Genomic DNA, 17,569 nt, shown 5'->3' on the forward strand with positions numbered 1-17,569 from the left:
ATGACAGTGTCGGTCCTGGCCGCAAGTGCGCGTTGTCGCATGACTCTCTGGAAAGGGCTCGAGCATGACCACGCTGCTTGATCGAACCGCAACCGCTCGCAGGAACATGTTCCATTACCTGCGCGACGGCGAGACCATCGCCACATCGTGCAGCTACGACGAACTGGACGATGCGGTCCGCGACGCCGCGGCGTTTCTTTATCATGCCTGCGACCTGCGCGAGGGGCAGCACGTGCTGATCACGCTGCGCGATCCGCTGCGTTTCGCAATCTCTTTTCTGGCTTGCCAATACGTCGGTGCCGTGCCGGTCGGGCTTTCGTCGAACCTAAACCGTTACAGTGTGGGCGGTCAGTTGGCCACCATTGCACGTGACTCACGCGCCACGTTGCTGCTTACCGATGCGATGCGCCAGGAGCATACGGCAATCGAGACGTTGCGCGAGCAGACCGCCATCAAGGTGGTGGGCATCGGCGACCGTTTTGAGAGCGGGTATCCGGTAGTTACGCGGGTTGATTCACCTGTCGCGTTCGTTCAGTACACCTCTGGCTCCACCCAGGAGCCCAAGGGGTCGGTGGTGAGCCGTACGGCGCTGCACACGCAATTCGAATTGCTGGTCCGTACTTTCGGTTTCAGCGAACAATCAAGGTTCGTCAACTGGCTGCCGCTGCATCACGACATGGGGTTGGTCAGCAAGTTGCTGCTGCCCTATCACCTTGGTGCGACAAGCGTGCACATGTTGCCTGCAACCTTTATGCAGCGACCTTCGCGCTGGTTGCGTGCAATCGATCAGTTTGGTGGCACAGTCAGCAGCGCGCCTAACTTTGCTTATGAGTTATGCCTGCATATTGCGCCAGAGGAGCTGCAAGGCATCGACCTTTCGAGCTGGTCCAGCGCGGTGTGCGGGGCAGAGGCTGTACGCCATGCCACGTTGGCGGCCTTCGCCGAGCGGTTCTCCCGTCACGGTTTCCATCCCCAGGCTCTGTGCCCCGCCTATGGCATGGCGGAAGCGACTTTGCTGGTCACTGCGCGGCGCGGGTTGGCGCATGACGCCCCAGGACTGGTGCACAAGCCTGTCGAGCGCGAGTCAATTGAGAGCCTGGGTGCACTTGCCAGTTGTGGGCTACCCGAGGAGGGTGGCCCGGTGATTAAAATCGTCAATGCGGCGAATCGCAGCGAATGTGCGGCGGGTCAGGTTGGCGAGATCTGGGTGTCAGCGTCGAGCCTGGCCGACGGTTATGTGCACAACGGACACATCGAGCGGCAAGCGTTCGCGCACGTCCTGCCTCAGGATCCTTCCCGCAGTTACCTTGCCACCGGTGACCTGGGCTACATGGGACGCTCCGGTTTGCATGTGCTGGGTCGGGTCGGCAGCGCGATTGCAGTGGCAGGACGCAAGTATTTCTTTACCGACATCGAGTTCGCCATGACGCAGCTCGACGCCCGTTTCGCGCCCAACTGTGCGGGCGCATTCAGCCGGGACGGCGGTCAGAGCCTTACCCTCGTCTACCAGGTACGTGCGTCGGCCATCAATGTCGATGAGTTCGCTGCACTCGGTGAGGCGTGCGCGGCAAAGGTCGAAGCCCTATTCCCGATTACCGTGTCCGCCGTGCTGTTCACCACGCGTCCACTACCACGTACCAGCAGCGGCAAGCTGCAGCGTGAGCGCGTACGCGAGTTGTTTGAAGCCGGGCGGTTGCTCGGGACGTTGTGTGTCCGTGATGCGCGGCTGGCAGCCGATGTCGGTGCTGTCGTGGAGGGTCAAGAGACGTCTGGGCCTGCACTGGAAATCATCGCTCGATTGCTCGGCCTATCGGTGCAACAGGTTGAAGTTGAGCGAACGCTGGTTGAGTTGGGCGCAGACTCGCTGACCATCGTGCGGATCCAGTTCGAACTGGAGCGCCGCTTTGGCTGTGCGCTTAACCGCGCCAGAATGTATGCATCTGCCCGTGTGGGCGATCTGCTTGAAGACATTCGCGTACCTGCAACTCGGGCCGACGCCCTGCCTGCTCCCTATGGCAGAAACAGTTTTCCGGCGACTCATTACCAACGTGCGTTGGTGTTCGCCCAGACATTGGCCGGGGCACCGATTTATACGCTGCAACGCGCCGTGCGGATTACGGGTGGGATCGAGCTTGAAGTATTACAGCGCGCATTGGTCATGCTGGAGCTCAAGCACGCAGCATTATGCAGCCAGCTGCTTTCTGGCGCGGCCGGGCTGGATTATGTGGTCGACTGCGAAGCTACCCAACCAGTGGTACTGGAAGAACTGGACGGTGATGACGGCGCCCGCGCCAGGCTGCACGCTTGGGCGGCACGTGGCCTTGAGGCCGATGCGGCGCGCCTTTACCGGGTCGTTCTGCTGCGCAGCAGCGACAACGTGTCGTATCTGTTGCTCCAAGTGCATCATGCGGTAGCTGATTTCTGGTCGTTCCTGCTGGTATGGCGTGATCTCCTGGCGTGTTACCAGGCCGCCGCGCGCAACGAACCGCTGGCGCAGTTACCCGGCGCGGTGGCCTACGGGCAATACTGCCTCGATCACCAGTCATACCTGGCCTCAGAACAGGTACGCAAGGATGTGGCGTTCTGGCAAGGTACATTGGACCCAGCCGGTGACCCTCGTTTGCCGCTGCTGTCCCACGGCCTTGAGCGGTACGAGTCCCGCCGGGAGCGCAGCGAATTGCCTGCCGACCTGGTGAAAGCCATTCAGGCCAGGGCGGCCAGCGCCGGGACCACGGTGGGCTGCGTGCTGCAGCTGGCACTGGAGGCCAGTCTGGCGGTGCTCACGCGTCGCCGGCGAGTGCGCTACGGCGTCGCGTTGCTCAACCGCGCCGGGCGATATCAGGAAACGGTAGGCATGTTCGCCAATCTTGTGCCGGTGGATGCACAGGTCGATTTAGCCGCTCCGATCAACGATGCGCTGGTTGCTGTTCGAGACAGGCTCTCCAGTGCCTTGGCCCACGAAGCCATGCCCTTGACGCAACTCGGTACGGACCTTGCCGCTAGCGCAAGCACGCCCGGCACCTGTTTCGATGTCGTGTTCGCCTACTTCGAAATGGCCGGCCTCGATGCGGGGCCTGGTGGCGTCGATGTTGCGTTTGAACGGGAGCACGCGCACATCCGCCTCGGCGATCTTGAACTCTCGCCTTACCCATTGACGCCTGCTTACACGCATTACCCGGTGCAGATGCAATTGTTGGGTGACAAAGATCAATTGCAGCTGTGCGTCGACTATCGCTGTGATGCACTGGAACCTCTGCTTGCGTCGTCCTGGCTCGAGCAGTTTCGTTTCGCATTGGAGGTCATTGCCAAAGACACCACCGTATCGCTGTCAGAGGCGACAAGGCTGCCGCCAGCGGTCAGTCAGCGTTTGCATCAGTGGGGTGTTGAACCAGGCACCATTGCGCCCTCCACCCTGGTGCGAATTGTCGACAATGCCTTGGCTCATCCGCAGGCGACTGCCCTGATTTCGGCGGGTGACGATGAGACCTGGAGTTACGCTCGCCTGCTCGAGACTGCGTCGCAGTATGCCAGGCAAGTGCTGGCCCTGGCCCATGGGCTTGACGGTCATCAGCCGGTGGTAGCAGTCATGTTGCCGCGCAGCCCGTCGGGAGTAGCGGCCTGTCTGGGGGTAATGCTTGCTGGCGGCGTTTATCTACCCATCGATCCGACAATGCCCGCGTCCAGGCGTGATTACATGCTGCGCGACAGCGGTGCCGTGGCAGTCATTGCCCAAGCGGGGAGCCTGTCGTTGGAGATTGCCCTGCCGATGATCGACGCCGAGCAGGGCATGGACGCTATGCAGGCGCTGGACGCTTTGCCCTACCAGGCCCTGCCTGGCGATGCGGCCGCCTATTTGCTCTATACCTCGGGCAGTACGGGGCAGCCAAAGGGTGTACTGATCAGTCATCGAGCCCTTGATAATCGACTCGACTGGATGATCGACCGGCTCGCGCTTTCGCGCGCAGACGTTTTTGTGCAGAAGACTATCTGGACCTTTGATGTGTCGCTCTGGGAAATTCTGGCGCCGTTGGCCCTGGGGGCCAAGGCCGTGTGTATCCAGCCGGCACACGAGCGCTTTCCTGAATCCGTGGCAGCAGCTATTGCGCAGCATGGCGTGACCGTGGCGCATTTTGTTCCCAGCGTGTTGGGGCATTGGCTGGGTATTGAGGGTGTATGTCAGGCACTTGCGGGATTGCGTCAGGTCGTGTGCAGTGGTGAAAGATTGCTGGAAGCCCAGGCCCGGGCTTTCTTTGACGCCGCGCCGCAGGTACGGCTGTACAATTTTTACGGGCCCACCGAGGCGGGTATTGATGTGACCTATGCCCAAGTGCATGCACACCAGGCGAGTATCTCCATTGGCCGGCCGGCGCCCAATTGTGAGGTCTCGATTGTCGATGGGCACGGGCTGGCGGTGCTCCCGGGGGCGGAGGGCGAGCTCGTCGTCGGTGGTCCGCAAGTGGCAATCGGCTATGTCGGCAAAGCCATGCTGAGCGCTACGCAATTCACGCCATCACCTCTGGGCAGTCTGTCACGTTGCTACCGTACCGGCGACCGGGTGCGTTTTGATGCCAGCGGCAATATTCACTATCTTGGCCGCCAGGATGGGCAGGTGAAGGTCGCGGGATACCGCATCGAACTGGCCGAAATTGAGCAAGCGATTTCCTCCCTTGCCGGGGTGCGCAATGCGGTGGTTTTGCTCGATGAAGTGGCTGGAGCCGAACGTCTTTGCGCTTTCCTGCAGGTTGAAGAGCACACCGACTTGACCCCGCGTGACGTGGAAGCTCACGTGCGGGCCTGGCTTCCAGAGTTCATGGTTCCCCGTGAATGGCGATTGCTGACGCACTGGCCGCTGTTGGCGAGCGGCAAGGCGGATAGTGCGCAATTGCGCAGCTTGCTGGTGCGTGAGAACGGCCTATTGCCGGTCGATGAAGCGCACGACCTGCGCAGTCAGCTTGCCGGCCAATGGCAGAGAGTTCTTGGGGGGGCACCACCCCTCGATGAAGATGATTTCTTCGCCTGCGGTGGTGATTCGATTCTGGCACTGCATTTTATTGGTCGGTTACGTGCCGCGGGTATCGCGCTGTCGGTACAGACCCTGTTCCGGCACAGTAGCTTTGGTGCGATGCTCGCGCAGATCGAGAATACGTCCTGGTGTGTGTCGCCAAGCGAACCCATCGCGCCGTTTTCCCTGCTCAGTGAGCGTGACCGTGCCATTTTGGCAACGGATGATGTGGAAGATGCTTACCCGCTCAGTTACTTGCAGCGCGGCATTCTGTTCAAGTATTTCAATGATGATCACTACGAGGTCTTTGTCACGACGCTGGAGCTTGTTACGCCATGGGATGAGCGCGCGATGCACAGTGCGCTCAAGAATGTGACCGCCGAACATGGCTTTTTGCGTACCTGTATTGATATCGAACGCTTCGACGAACCGATTCAGATCGTTCGCCGCTGCGTCGAGTTGCCTCTGGTGGTTGAGGATCTGACGACGCTGCCCGCTGAGCAACGGCAGGCGCGGCTGGATGCCTGGATCAGCGCAGAGAAGAAGCGCGCCTTTGCCTGGGAGGCGGCGCCCCATTTCCGTTGCTCGGTGCATTTGCTGGATAGCGAGCGCTTCCAGCTGACCTTTGCTGACGCTGCCCTCGACGGCTGGTGTGTTGCGACGGTGCTCACCGAGCTCTTGCAAGCTTATTCTGCTTATCGTGCACTACAGCAACCACTGGTTGATCAACAGCGCAGGCTGTCCTACGCCGAATTTGTCGCGTTGGAGCAACAAGCCTTGACCAGCAGCACCCAGCGTCATTTCTGGAGCCAGTTGCTGGCCAACAGCAAGTTCAATCAAGCGGACTTGCCACCGACCGCTCCCAGTGCGGTGCACAGCCGGTTGACCTGGCAGGTGGAGCCGCAGTGGGTGGAGCGTCTGGAAACCATCGGGCAAGCCGCCGGCGTGCCATTGAAGAACCTGTTGATGGCAGTGCATTTTTCTGCGCTCTCTAGCGTCACGGGCGTGCCCGAGCAGTGCAGTGGCATGGAGTTCAATGGAAGGCCGGAACTGAGTGGCGGCGAACGTTGCGTGGGCGTGTTCAATAATCTGCTTCCCATCGCGATCAACCTTCAGGGCAGCACTTGGCGGCAGCTGATGGAAACCTGTTTCGAAACAGAGCGCAGCTACCTGCCTTACCGGCGCTTTCCCTATGCCCAACTGGTCGCGATGAACGGCGGTCGGACGTTGTTCGATACGTTATTTGTGTACACCCACTTCCATGTCTATCGTGGCCTGCTGCACATGCCTTTGCATGTCGCCAGCCACTACGCATCCGACCAGACTTACGTGCCGCTGACGATTCACTTCAATCGTGATCACGGCGGTGAAGGCTTGCGTATCCTGTTTGACTATGACGCCCGCCGTGTCGATGTCACTCATGTCGAGCGCTTGCGAGCGGTTATCGTGAGAACCCTGCATTCGCTGGCAAGGTGTGACTCGATTGACGAGGCATTGGCCGAGATCGTCTTTCCCGGTCCGCCTTTGCCTGTCAGCTCCTCTCTGAACGTTACACTGGACGATCAATATGCCTAGCAATTGCGACAAGGAACAATTTCTCAGCGAACTGCTCGGGGAACTGCGAGGTGAGGCGACAGCATCGTCCACCGATGTGTTGTCCGGGCTGGAGGCCATGCTGCTGGATATCTGGTGTGAATCGTTTGCCCGTCCAGTACAGTCCGATGACAACTATTTTGCGCTGGGTGGCGACTCCCTCAAGAGTATTCGTATCTCGGCGCGGGCAAAGCGGGCAGGGCTGTCTATCGCCATGCAGGACATCATCAACTATCCAACGGTCCGAGCCTTGGCCAAGCACCTGGCCACGGGAACCGAGGGCGAACGCCCGCCGGCAGGGCCATTGACCTCGACCCGAAACATCCAGGATGACATCTATCCTTCTACGGCTGCCCAGGAAGGTATGTTGTATCACTGCCTCGCGGCACCGCACGCCTCACTCTATGTGTCGCAGTTCAGTTGCGTGCTTGTGGGGGCGCTTGATCCTGCGCGCTTTGAGTCGGCACTGCGTTTACTGATACGCCGTCACCCAGCCTTGCGGACGGCATTTGCAGAGGATCTTCGCGCACGGCATTGTCAACGGCTCCACGACGAGGTTGCGCTTGACTACCAGTACGACTCGCCTGTTGTTGCCGCACAGGCGGAGCAATTGCAAACACTGGTGCGAAACGAGCGCGAGCGGCCATTTGATCTGGCCACTCCACCTTTACTGCGCATTCGGTTGGTCAGACTGTCTGCCGACCGGCACCTGTGGGTTTGGACGCAACACCACCTTGTGGCCGACGGGCGTTCCCAGGAACTGATGATGGCGGAGCTGGCCGACCTGTATTGCCGCCTTGGCCCTCAACCGGACCTGCAGGTTGATGAGGACCACTCTTATCGTGATTTGCTGCTTGCCACCGAGTCAGTGCGCCGTTATGAACCACGCTTTTGGTCTGAGTATCTTGCGCATGCCGAGCCCGTGGCGCTGCTCGAGACTAGGGGGGACGACGCCGTGCCCGTCGAGGTTTCGTTCGAGCTGTCTCAGGCGCAACTGCAACGCCTGACTGCGGCCTTGGCTGATGCACAGGTCACGATGGCAAGCGCTTTTTCGGCATGGTTTGCCTTGGCCCTTGCCGTAACGTTTGAACGACGTGACTTATTGGTTGGCCTTGTCACCTCGGGGCGCCATGGCGAGCGCGCATGCTATGCCAATACGGTCGGCAATCTGATCAGTACCTTGCCGTTGAGAGCAACCCTCAATCGGGGCCGTACATTGAAGCAATGGATGCGAGCCACGCAGCGCTGCATCGCGGACCTGCAATCCCATGAACACGCATCGCTTCCCGATATCAAGCGCGGTATCGGTTGGCCAGCCGAGCTGGCGCTGTTCGATGCTATCTATGTACATGAGAACCATGCCACGACCGATCAACTGTTCAGCGCACGTACAGGACTGCGTGTCGAGGACACGCGGTTCCACATCAACGAAGGCTACCCGCTGATACTGGTCTGTGAGCAGGGTGCGCGGGCGCGTCTGACGTTGCGCTTTCAGTCCCAGGCCTGTCCACAACCGTTGGCGCAGGCGTTGCTGAGCCGAGTGGCGCGCCTGTGTGACATTTGGCCAGGCGCTGCGTCCCTGGATCTGCTGGAGGTTGCGCAACAGATCAAGTGATTCGAGCGAACGAGCCGCGACGGCTGTGCTTCAGCCGATCGCGGCGACAGCTTCGTCTAGATACGGCAGGTTCGCTCTCTGCGCCGCCCGCTTGACCCGTTCAAGGTTGGCGCGGTTGATGAAGTTCTCGGTAACGGAGATCCCGGCGCGCTCATTGATTACTTGGTGCCACCAGCCGCTAGGAGTGAAGACCAGGTCGCCTGGCTGCTGCACACACTCGATCGCATGCGCGTCAGCGAACAGTGGGTAGGCTTCGAGGTCGGGAGAAAAGCAATCCACCTTTCCCTGATACAGCAGCGGCTGTTGCTCGGGGGCGTAGAAGCGCCAGCGCTTGCGACCGGTGATCACCGCATTCCAGGCGCTGGTGTCGAGCACGTCGACATGCAGGTGTGTGCCGGAACCGGCGGGCCCGATGAACATCCAGCGCCATTGCGGGCGCAGGTGTTCGGGCAGTCTGGATTCGAGACGTTCGAAGAGTGAGGGGTTGGTGTAGTCGTCGAGCAATTGCGGGCAAGTGCGTTCGAAAACCCAGTTCGACAGGTAGAGGGGGTCGCGGTCGAGGGAGGCATCCAGATACTGCAGGTAGTCGTCCAGGCGCATTTGCTGTGGGTCGCGGCCGTTGCTGCGGCACACACTCACCAGTACTTCACCGAAGTGTCTCGCGAAAAAATCGTGGGTCCATTTTCGACGCGCAGGCCAGCCATCGGTGAGGCCGCGTATCAGTACGGGCCTGGCAAGTTTGACGTAAAGGCTGTCGAAGGTTTGAAGGTCGGGGCGGGTAATCACGTCAATCGGTCGTGGCGGCTGCAAGCACTTGGTGACAGGCATAGTTAACATGGCCGGAATAGGTGGATAGGGGCCCGGCGGGACAGCTGAGGGCGCCGTTTAGGAAGACATCTTAGTGGAGTTTATGCCACTCTACCAATTGGTCGCGATGCATCGATCGTGCTGTGGGCTACGTCTTTCAGCGCTTCACAGGCAGCGTGACAATCAACAAAATATTCAAGGAAGAATCGATGCGCGATGACCTTTTCGCCAATTATAAGTCTCTGACTGCGCAACAGCGCGAGGCGTTGCGCCGCCGATTGGTTGAGCGAGATTTGATTGAGCCCGCGCAAGCGTGCGCAGAAGACACCTTCATCTGCGACGCCCGTGATCGCGAGCTGATTGTCTCGCGAGTGCCGGGTGGTGAGGATAATCTTGAAGGCATCTACCCGCTGACGCCCTTGCAGGAAGGTTTGCTCTACCATCATATGCTGTCCGGCGATGCCGACCCTTATGTCCTTCACCAGACCATTCACTTTGCATCGCGTGATGAGCTTGACTGTTTTGTCTCGGCCTTGCGCAAGGTTATTTCGCGTCACGCGATACTAAGGTCGGCGATGCAGTGGGATGGTCTCGCCATGCCGGTGCAAGTGGTGCTGCGCCACGTCGAGTTCCCTTTGCAGGAAATCGAGGCTCCGGATGCAGGTGCCGATGATCAGTGGCTGGCGGCGCAGGCGGGCTTGCCTTGCCACCGGATTGACATAGGCCGCGCGCCCCTGATGAACGGGTTGGTCGCTCGCTCATCTACAGCAGGCTGGTCATTGTTGGTCATGTCGCATCATTTGATTGGTGACCGCACGTCGTTACGCGTGATGCAGGACGAGCTAAGCGTGATCCTGCGCACTGGGGGGCATGGGCTACCGACACCTCCCCAGTTCCCTGACTATGCGCTCAGAGTGTGGAAGCTGGGGACGCAACGTGACGAGTCATTCTTCCGTGAATTGCTGGGGGACTTGCGCACCCCCACCACCCCGTTTGGCTTGCTCGAAGCCCTTGATCTGCGAGCATCGTTGGGTGAAGCGCGGTTAACGCTTGACGCTTCGCTCGTCCAGCGGCTGCGTGAGCAGGCGAGCCGACGAGGCTTGGGCATGCCAGCGCTGCTTCACTGTGCATGGGCGTTAGTGCTTGCGCGCTTGAGTGGGCGCGATGACGTGGTGTTCGGTACCGTACTGTCGGGGCGCATGACCGAAGCGCCCCGGACTTCGCAAATGTTAGGCATGCTCATCAATACACTGCCATTTCGCCTGAAGTTGCAAGGACGAAGCATCACCGAATGCTTGAACGTTTCGCAGTCTTTACTCGGCAAAATGATTGATCATGAACACGCATCGTTATCGCTCGCGCGCCGTTGCAGCGCGATTGAAGGGGGGGGCGCGCTGACCGGTGCACTGCTGGACTATCGCTATCTGCCTGGGCAGCAAGAACCGCTATCGGTACAGAATTCACAGCCTGCTCCCGGCAGCGAACGTACCAGCTTCCCGCTGGTACTTTCGGTAGATGATTCGGGGCACGCGCTGGCGTTGACCGTGCAGACCCTGGCCCATCTTGATCCGAGCATGATCACTCGCTGCTGCGAGCGGGCTCTGGAGCGCCTGGCAGACGCGCTTGAGCAGACACCTGGGTGCCGCGCCGGTGATCTTGATGTGATGCCGACGCAAGAGTTGATCCGTCTGTGTATGAAACCGGCGCCAGACCGCGCCGACAGGCCGGCTATGCCCGAGGCCTGCGTGCACTGGCTGTTCGAGGCTCAAGCCGCTCGCACGCCGCGTGCTCCGTGTCTTATCAGCGCTGCTGGCAGTCTTGATTACGCGCAACTGGATCGCCGCGCGAACCGGCTGGCCAGGCATTTACATAATTCAGGCATGAAGCGGGAGGATAGAATTGCGCTGTGCATGTCGCGCAGCGTGGAAATGGTCATCGCGATGCTGGCTGTGATGAAAGCCGGTGGTGCTTATGTGCCGCTTGACCCGGGCTACCCGCAGGCACGCCTCAGGCTGTTGCTTGGGCTGGCCAGGCCGGCGCTGGTCATCGGTGGGGCGCAGGCCGGTGCTCTGGCTTTGGAGCAAGGGCTTTCTTACTTTGATGTGCGCGAACTCGAGCAGTGCCAGTGCTGTGCGCACGAAGAGGCATGGTCGCCTGCGCGTTTCCATTCACCGACACAGACTGCGTATGTGATGTTCACTTCAGGTTCGACCGGTGAGCCCAAAGGCGTGGCTGTCGAGCACCGCAGTGTCGTTGCATTCATGCGTGCTCAGGTACAGTGGTGCGGGCTGGATGAGACGGATCGAGTCCTGCATTTTGCCTCGCCATCCTTTGACAATTCGATCGCTGAGATCTTTCCCGCCCTGAGCATTGGCGCTGGGATCGTGGTGCGACCTGACGGGCCGATCGCACCGGATGCCGCCTTCGTTGGGTACCTGGCTCGCCATCGCGTCACCGTAGCCGACCTGCCGACAGCCTTCTGGCATCTATGGGCGCAGCAACTGGATGCCGGTGATCTCGACTGTCTGCCAAAGCCGCCGTTGCGAATGGTCCTGGCCGGAGGCGAAAAGCTCCAGCATGAGGCATTGCGCAGTTGGTTCAGAAACCCCGCAACAAATGGCATTCGGCTTTGCGATACGTATGGTTTGACCGAAGCAACGGTGAACTCCATTGTCGGCGAATTGACCGGTGAGCAGGCGCGGGCGCAAGGGCCGCTGCCGCTTGGCAAGGCACTGGGCGACAGCCGTGTGTGCATTGTAGATAACCAGGCAAGGTTAGCGCCTGTCGGGGTAGTGGCAGAGATTTGCGTCGGTGGCTTGGGTGTGGCTCGAGGCTATTTTGATCGACCTGCGTTGACCGCGGCACGTTTCGTACCTGATCCATTTGGCCCGCCAGGTTCGCGCCTCTACCGTACGGGTGATCTTGGACGGCAAACGCGTACCGGCGCGATCGAGTACATCGGCAGGAGCGATACGCAAATTAAATTGCGCGGCTACCGTATTGAGCCCGCGGAGGTTGAGTCGGCGTTGCGGTCGGTCAACGGCGTACTCGATGCCAAGGTTGTCTGTGACAAGGAACGGTTGATCGCTTACGTTATTTGCGATGATGGCGTCTCGCCTGGCAGCGACGTCTTGCGAGCCAGGCTGAGTGGTTTGATTCCCCTCTACATGGTGCCGTCCATATTTGTTCCCTTGGTGCAATGGCCGGTCAATACCCATGGCAAGGTCGACCTGTCGGCATTGCCTTCGCCTTCGACGCTCAAGCGCGCTGAGCGTGAGACCCACACTCCCTTGACGCCGATGCAGGCACTGGTGGCCGGCGTATGGTCTGAGCTCCTCGCGCGCGATGTCATAGATATCCACGACGATTTTTTTGCGCTGGGCGGGCATTCGCTTCTGGCTATTCGCGTGATATCCAGGATCCGTGCCGCGACCCAGGCTTTGGTGAGCGTGCGCGATGTATTTGCCTATCCGGAGCTGAAGGCGTTCGCGCAGGTACTGGAACGGACGACACGCAGGCCGTTCGCAGCAATTGGCCGGCGTACAGGCCCGGCACGCATGTCGTTCGCTCAGGAGCGTATGTGGTTCCTGTCCCGCATCGACCCTATGCAAAGCCTGGCCTATCACTTGTCGGGCGGGCTGCGGATCACGGGTGCGTTGGACAAGGACGCACTGAAAGCTGCGTTCGAGGGCGTGATCGAGCGTCATGAAGTGCTTCGCACTGTGTTCCCGGAAAGCCATGGCATGCCACATGCTGTTGTCGTTCCTGTCGATTCAAACCTTGAGTGGCATACCCAGGTTCTGTGTGCAGGCGAAGAGGCGGAGTGCTGCCTGGCCGGGCTATTCGCGCGTGCCGCCCAGCGGCCTTTCGATCTTGCGCAAGGTCCCTTGATACGCGCTACTTTGCTGCAAGTAACTGACGACGAACATGTGCTGGTCGTGTCAATGCATCACATTATCTGCGACGGTTGGTCAATGAGCCTGATTGCCAATGAACTGTCTGGCTTGTACGGGCACTTCGCCCAGGGCGCTGCCTACCCGCTGGCGCCGATGCATTTGCAATATGCCGACTACGCCGTATGGCAGCGCGAGACCGTCGTCGCACTCGATGACGATCTGCGTTATTGGCGAAAGCAGCTGGCCGGTGCTCCCGCCTGCTTGACGCTGCCCACCCGTCGCCCGCGTCCTGCCGTGCAGGATCCGGCAGGTGCGGGCCTGGCCTTCACGCTCGACCAGGACCTGACCAGTGCGCTGCGCGACCTGGCTGCCCGTCATGGTGCAACCCTATATATGATCTTGCTGGGCGCCTATGCGGTGCTGCTTGCCAGGTTGGCGAGCCAGTCATCTGTCGTTATCGGATCGCCTGTCGCGAACCGGCCAACCCTTGAATTGGAAAGCCTGATTGGTTGTTTCGTCAACACCTTGGCACTGCATGTCGATCTCGGCGACAAGCCGAGCGTGGCTGTATTGCTGGCGAGGATAAAGGGCCTGGTCATCGAGTCGCAGGACCGCCAGCATGTGCCGTTTGAGCAAGTTGTCGAAACCATGAGCCCCGTTCGTAGCCGAGCCTACAACCCACTGTTCCAAGCAATGCTCGTCTGGCAGAACACCCCGTCAGGCAGTGTGCTGCTTGATGGCCTGCAGATTATTGAGGTCCACCCGCAGATCCTGACCACCCACTGCGATTTGGCATTGATGATGGAGGAACGTACCGATGTGATAGCAGGCACGCTCGTGTATGCGACAGCCTTGTTCGATCAGTCCTACATCGCGGGGGTTTTGCAGGGGCTCAAGAGTGTGTTGATCGACATGAGCGAAGAACAGGATATCTGTGGTGCTACGCCTGCTTCGCCCCTGCGCGATAGCGCACTCGCTGTTGCATCGACTGCGCCAAAGCACATGTCGGGCTACTTGCATGATGCGGTTGCCCACTGGGCACTGGAAACGCCGGATGCTATCGCGATCACCGATCAGTGGCGTAGTCTTTGTTATCGTGAGCTGGATGACAGCGCAAATCGGCTCGCGCGTCACTTGCTCTCGCTGGGCGTAGGGCCAGGCGCGCATGTTGCGGTTGCGATGGGCCGCAGCATCGAACTGGTGGTTGCCATTATCGCGATACTCAAGGCCGGTGGTGGTTATGTGCCGCTGGAGCCCGCATCGGCTCGGGGGCGTTTGCAGGAGATCATTGACGATAGCCAACCGGTCCTGGTGCTGTGTGATCAGGTCGGCAAGGAAGCGCTGGGCCCGCTCACAGACGTGACGATTGTGGACTTCCATCAGGATCATGCCCTTTGGAGCAGCCTGTCGTCCCAAGGACTGTGCAATTCGGAGGTCGAGCTGACGCCACAGTGCACGGCCTATGTCATTTACACATCGGGCTCCACAGGGCGTCCCAAAGGCGTGACCGTAGAGCATGCGCAAGTCAGCACCTTGCTTGAGTCGTTGGCCAAAACCCTGGGAACGGATGGGTCGGATGTCTGGAGCCTTTTCCATTCGATCGCATTCGATTTCTCCGTTTGGGAATTGTTTGGTGCGCTACATGCCGGTGCCAGGCTGTTGATGGTGCCGGCTGCCGTTACCCGCGCGCCCGATGAGTTCTATCGCTTGCTTTGCCGGGAAGGTGTGACCGTACTCAGTCAGACGCCGGGAGCCTTCAGCCAGGTGCTCGACGAACACCTGCGGGCTCCTGGTGCCCACCGACTGCGCCAGGTGATATTTGGGGGTGAGCAACTGGACCCGACAATGCTGGCTGGTTGGTTCGATTCGAATCCCGGCGGTGAAACACGGTTTACCGACATGTATGGCATAACAGAGGGAACTATCCATACGACCTGGCGCCGTTTAACCGTGGATGACACCCGGCCGGGGGCGGAGCGCTCGGTTGGCCGTGGGATTGCTGGGCGCGAAGTGTATGTTCTTGACGATCAGCTACAAGCGGTCGGGGAGTGGACTCTGGGTGAAATCTGGATTGCTGGCCAAGGAGTTGCCCGTGGCTATCATCGCCTGCCCTCCTTAACAGCACAACGCTTTGTCCCTGATCCGTTTTCCCCACTACCGGGTGCTCGAATGTATCGCAGCGGCGACCTGGGACGCTTGCGTGCCGATGGCGAGCTGGAGTTTGCAGGGCGTGCCGACGAGCAGGTGAAAATACGGGGTTTCCGTATCGAACTAGGGGACATAGCGTCGCGGTTGGCCATGCATCCTGCTATTGCGCAGTCCCACGTCATAGCGCGCACGGAAGAAAAGGGCGGCGTACGACTCGTCGCTTATTGTCGTGCCCGGCACAGTGATCAGCTGCCAGTATCACCGGTCGCACTTCGTGAGTACCTTACGGCGTATCTGCCAGGCTATATGGTGCCCGTCGCCTACGTTCAGATCGAGAATTTTTCGCTCACAGTGAACGGCAAGGTGGATGTTGCAAAGTTGCCACCTGTGCATTCGGATGATTATGCGCGGCGCCTTTACGAGCCTGCGCAAGGCACGACTGAGGTCTGGTTGGCCCATACGTGGTCAGACTTGCTCGGTGTGGCAGAGGTGAGTCGACACGATGACTTTTTCGAGCTTGGAGGGCACTCGCTGCTGGTCGGTCAACTGACAGCGCGAATACGCGAAGAATTTGAACTGGAGCTACCGATGGCTGATGTTTTTGAGGTGTCGGTGCTGCATGCGTTTGCGGCTCGCATCGACAGCGCACGGCTTGTTGAGTTCGAGAGTTTTGAGATTTGACTGATCAGTGAGTGGAGCAGCGAGGCGGCTTGATCTTGTCACCGCCTACGGTATTGAATACGCAAGCAGGGCAGTCATGAAAAGCTGCCGTTTTATTCGGATAAGAGGTTAAAATGAGCGATTTGCCAAGCAGCTTGAAGCTTGTCCTGGTGTGCAAGACGTTACCGGAAATTGGAGAGTCTGCGCTCGTCGGCCTGCAAGACAAGGAGCAGGCGGTTCATGCTGGCGTGCAGGCTAAAAATGGGAGCCATGAATTCTCCTGTGAAATTCAACTACGCGACAAGGGCAGTGGGGTCGTCGACTATGCCGGGGCTTTTGTCCATGGGAAACCGCAGGAGCGCTTCGTGTATTTGAGCTGGAAGCGCATGGGCACTTGCGCCGCCCCCTGGGTTCAGCGTGTCAAGGTGCCTCTGCGATTTTCGGCCGCCGAGTTGGCGAAAGCGAGTGTATTGCGTGCGGATATAACCGGACGAAAGCCCCACTCGATTGATACGGTGGCGTGGCAGATCACCTGAGCTGCCCTTGTTCACAGGCGCTCAGTGAAGCGGTGAGCGCAGCGGTGATTTGCGCGCTTCGAGTGGCAAGTACTGACAATAGCGTGTCGCTCAGGCCGTGCGAGCTCTCGCAGGCGCCTTGAAGAAAGATTGAGGGGCGGAAATCGGGCGTGGTGTGCAAGCGGTACTGCCTGTCCACGCGGAAGTCGCCCAGATAGCTGGCCAGTGGTTTGAGCAAGGCCAGATGATGGTCTCGCCGATAGCCGGTGGCCAATATCACCGCGTCATAAGTGTGGGTGGTGCATGCATCTCTACACCGGTCCTTCAGGGTGATACTGACGCCCTCGGCGCACGATTGGACCGCCGTGATTTCTTGATTGTTCAGGATGCGATGGCCGTTCAGGCCTCTGACTTTCTGCTGATAGATCACTTGATAGATGTTCTCCACCAGGGCCAAATCGGCCGCTGCGTAATTGGTATGCCAGAAGTCCTTGATGTAAGCAGCATTCTGCTCAGGGCTGTCGTAGAGTTGATCGATCAGGTCGGCGTTGAAGATCTCGTTCACGAAAGGGCTATCGTCAGCGACTCTCAGGGCGCTGTTGCGCATGATCAGGTCGACCTGCACATTTGCCGATTGATTTGGCAGGTCCATGAATATCTCGGCTGCACTTTGCCCGGCGCCTATGACTGCGACACGCTGGGCGTGCATGTGCTCGGGTATGCTTTTGAGATAGCCACTTGAGTGGAATATCCGCTTGTCGTGTCTGAGCTGCACGAATTGATCAGGGATGCGCGAGCTGCCGCCAATGCCTATGACGAGATGGCGCGTCAGGTGATAGTGGTCCTGGCCCTGCCTGTCGCGGGTATGGACCTTCAACAGGTGGACACCTTCTTGTCCCAGGTGAGGCGTAACTTCGAGTACCTCATTCCCGTACTCGACGCAGTCACTGAAATGGCCCGCAGCCCAGGCAAGGTAATCGCCAAACTCGTGACGGCTGGGGTAGAAGGTCTTCAGGTTGATGAAGTCCTGAAGACGATTCTGTTCATGCAGATAGTTAACGAAGCTGAAATGGCTCCTGGGGTTGCGCAACGAGACCAGGTCTTTGAGAAAGGCAACTTGCATCCGTGTATCGGCCAACATCATGTGCTCATGCCAGGCAAATCTCGGTTCCCGCTCCAGGAATAGCATGCGCACAGGCTCGCCTCGCGAGCCGTGCTCCTGCAGTGCAATGGCCAGGGCCAGGTTTGAAGGACCGAAGCCGACACCGATCAGATCATGTACTTCCATATTCAACAAAATTCCTCTGGATGGCGTCTCAGTGGCCGTGGCGAA

The 17,569-nt window shown here is 59.4% G+C and carries 6 protein-coding genes; 4 read left to right on the top strand and 2 right to left on the bottom strand.

Annotated features, from left to right (window positions below; genetic code table 11):
• The first annotated feature begins 64 nt into the window (after positions 1 to 64).
• Both BMX59_RS25895 and BMX59_RS25900 read left to right on the top strand, forming a co-directional pair.
• Positions 65 to 6,577 carry a non-ribosomal peptide synthetase gene (locus BMX59_RS25895; RefSeq protein ID WP_093127359.1) on the top strand — a complete coding sequence of 2,171 codons (6,513 nt, stop codon included), beginning with the start codon at positions 65 to 67 and terminating at the stop codon, positions 6,575 to 6,577.
• The gene (locus tag BMX59_RS25900; protein ID WP_093127364.1) at positions 6,570 to 8,210 is read left to right on the top strand and encodes a condensation domain-containing protein; all 1,641 of its coding nucleotides are present in this window, start codon (positions 6,570 to 6,572) and stop codon (positions 8,208 to 8,210) included. The genes BMX59_RS25895 and BMX59_RS25900 overlap by 8 nt, the downstream gene beginning before the upstream one ends.
• A gap of 30 nt (positions 8,211 to 8,240) precedes the next feature.
• Here BMX59_RS25900 and BMX59_RS25905 read toward each other — a convergent pair whose 3' ends face one another.
• Entirely contained in the window at positions 8,241 to 8,996 is a 756-nt protein-coding gene (locus BMX59_RS25905; protein ID WP_159420418.1) for a cupin-like domain-containing protein, read from the bottom strand.
• Between the two features lie 230 nt (positions 8,997 to 9,226).
• On the opposite strand from BMX59_RS25905, the gene BMX59_RS25910 reads away from it, so the two are divergent.
• Entirely contained in the window at positions 9,227 to 15,742 is a 6,516-nt protein-coding gene (locus BMX59_RS25910; protein ID WP_093127369.1) for a non-ribosomal peptide synthetase, read from the top strand.
• 113 nt (positions 15,743 to 15,855) lie between these two features.
• Positions 15,856 to 16,257: a DUF5990 family protein gene (locus tag BMX59_RS25915; protein WP_093127373.1), complete on the top strand. Its 402-nt coding sequence runs from the start codon at positions 15,856 to 15,858 to the stop codon at positions 16,255 to 16,257.
• Here the strand turns inward: BMX59_RS25915 and BMX59_RS25920 are convergent.
• Positions 16,250 to 17,524 (bottom strand): lysine N(6)-hydroxylase/L-ornithine N(5)-oxygenase family protein, encoded by a 1,275-nt coding sequence (locus tag BMX59_RS25920; protein WP_093127377.1) that lies wholly within the window; start codon positions 17,522 to 17,524, stop codon positions 16,250 to 16,252. The two genes, BMX59_RS25915 and BMX59_RS25920, sit on opposite strands and share 8 nt — an antisense overlap.
• Positions 17,525 to 17,569: the final 45 nt, after the last annotated feature.

It is taken from the genome of Pseudomonas sp. NFR09, from assembly GCF_900111535.1.
Lineage (GTDB): Bacteria > Pseudomonadota > Gammaproteobacteria > Pseudomonadales > Pseudomonadaceae > Aquipseudomonas > Aquipseudomonas extremorientalis.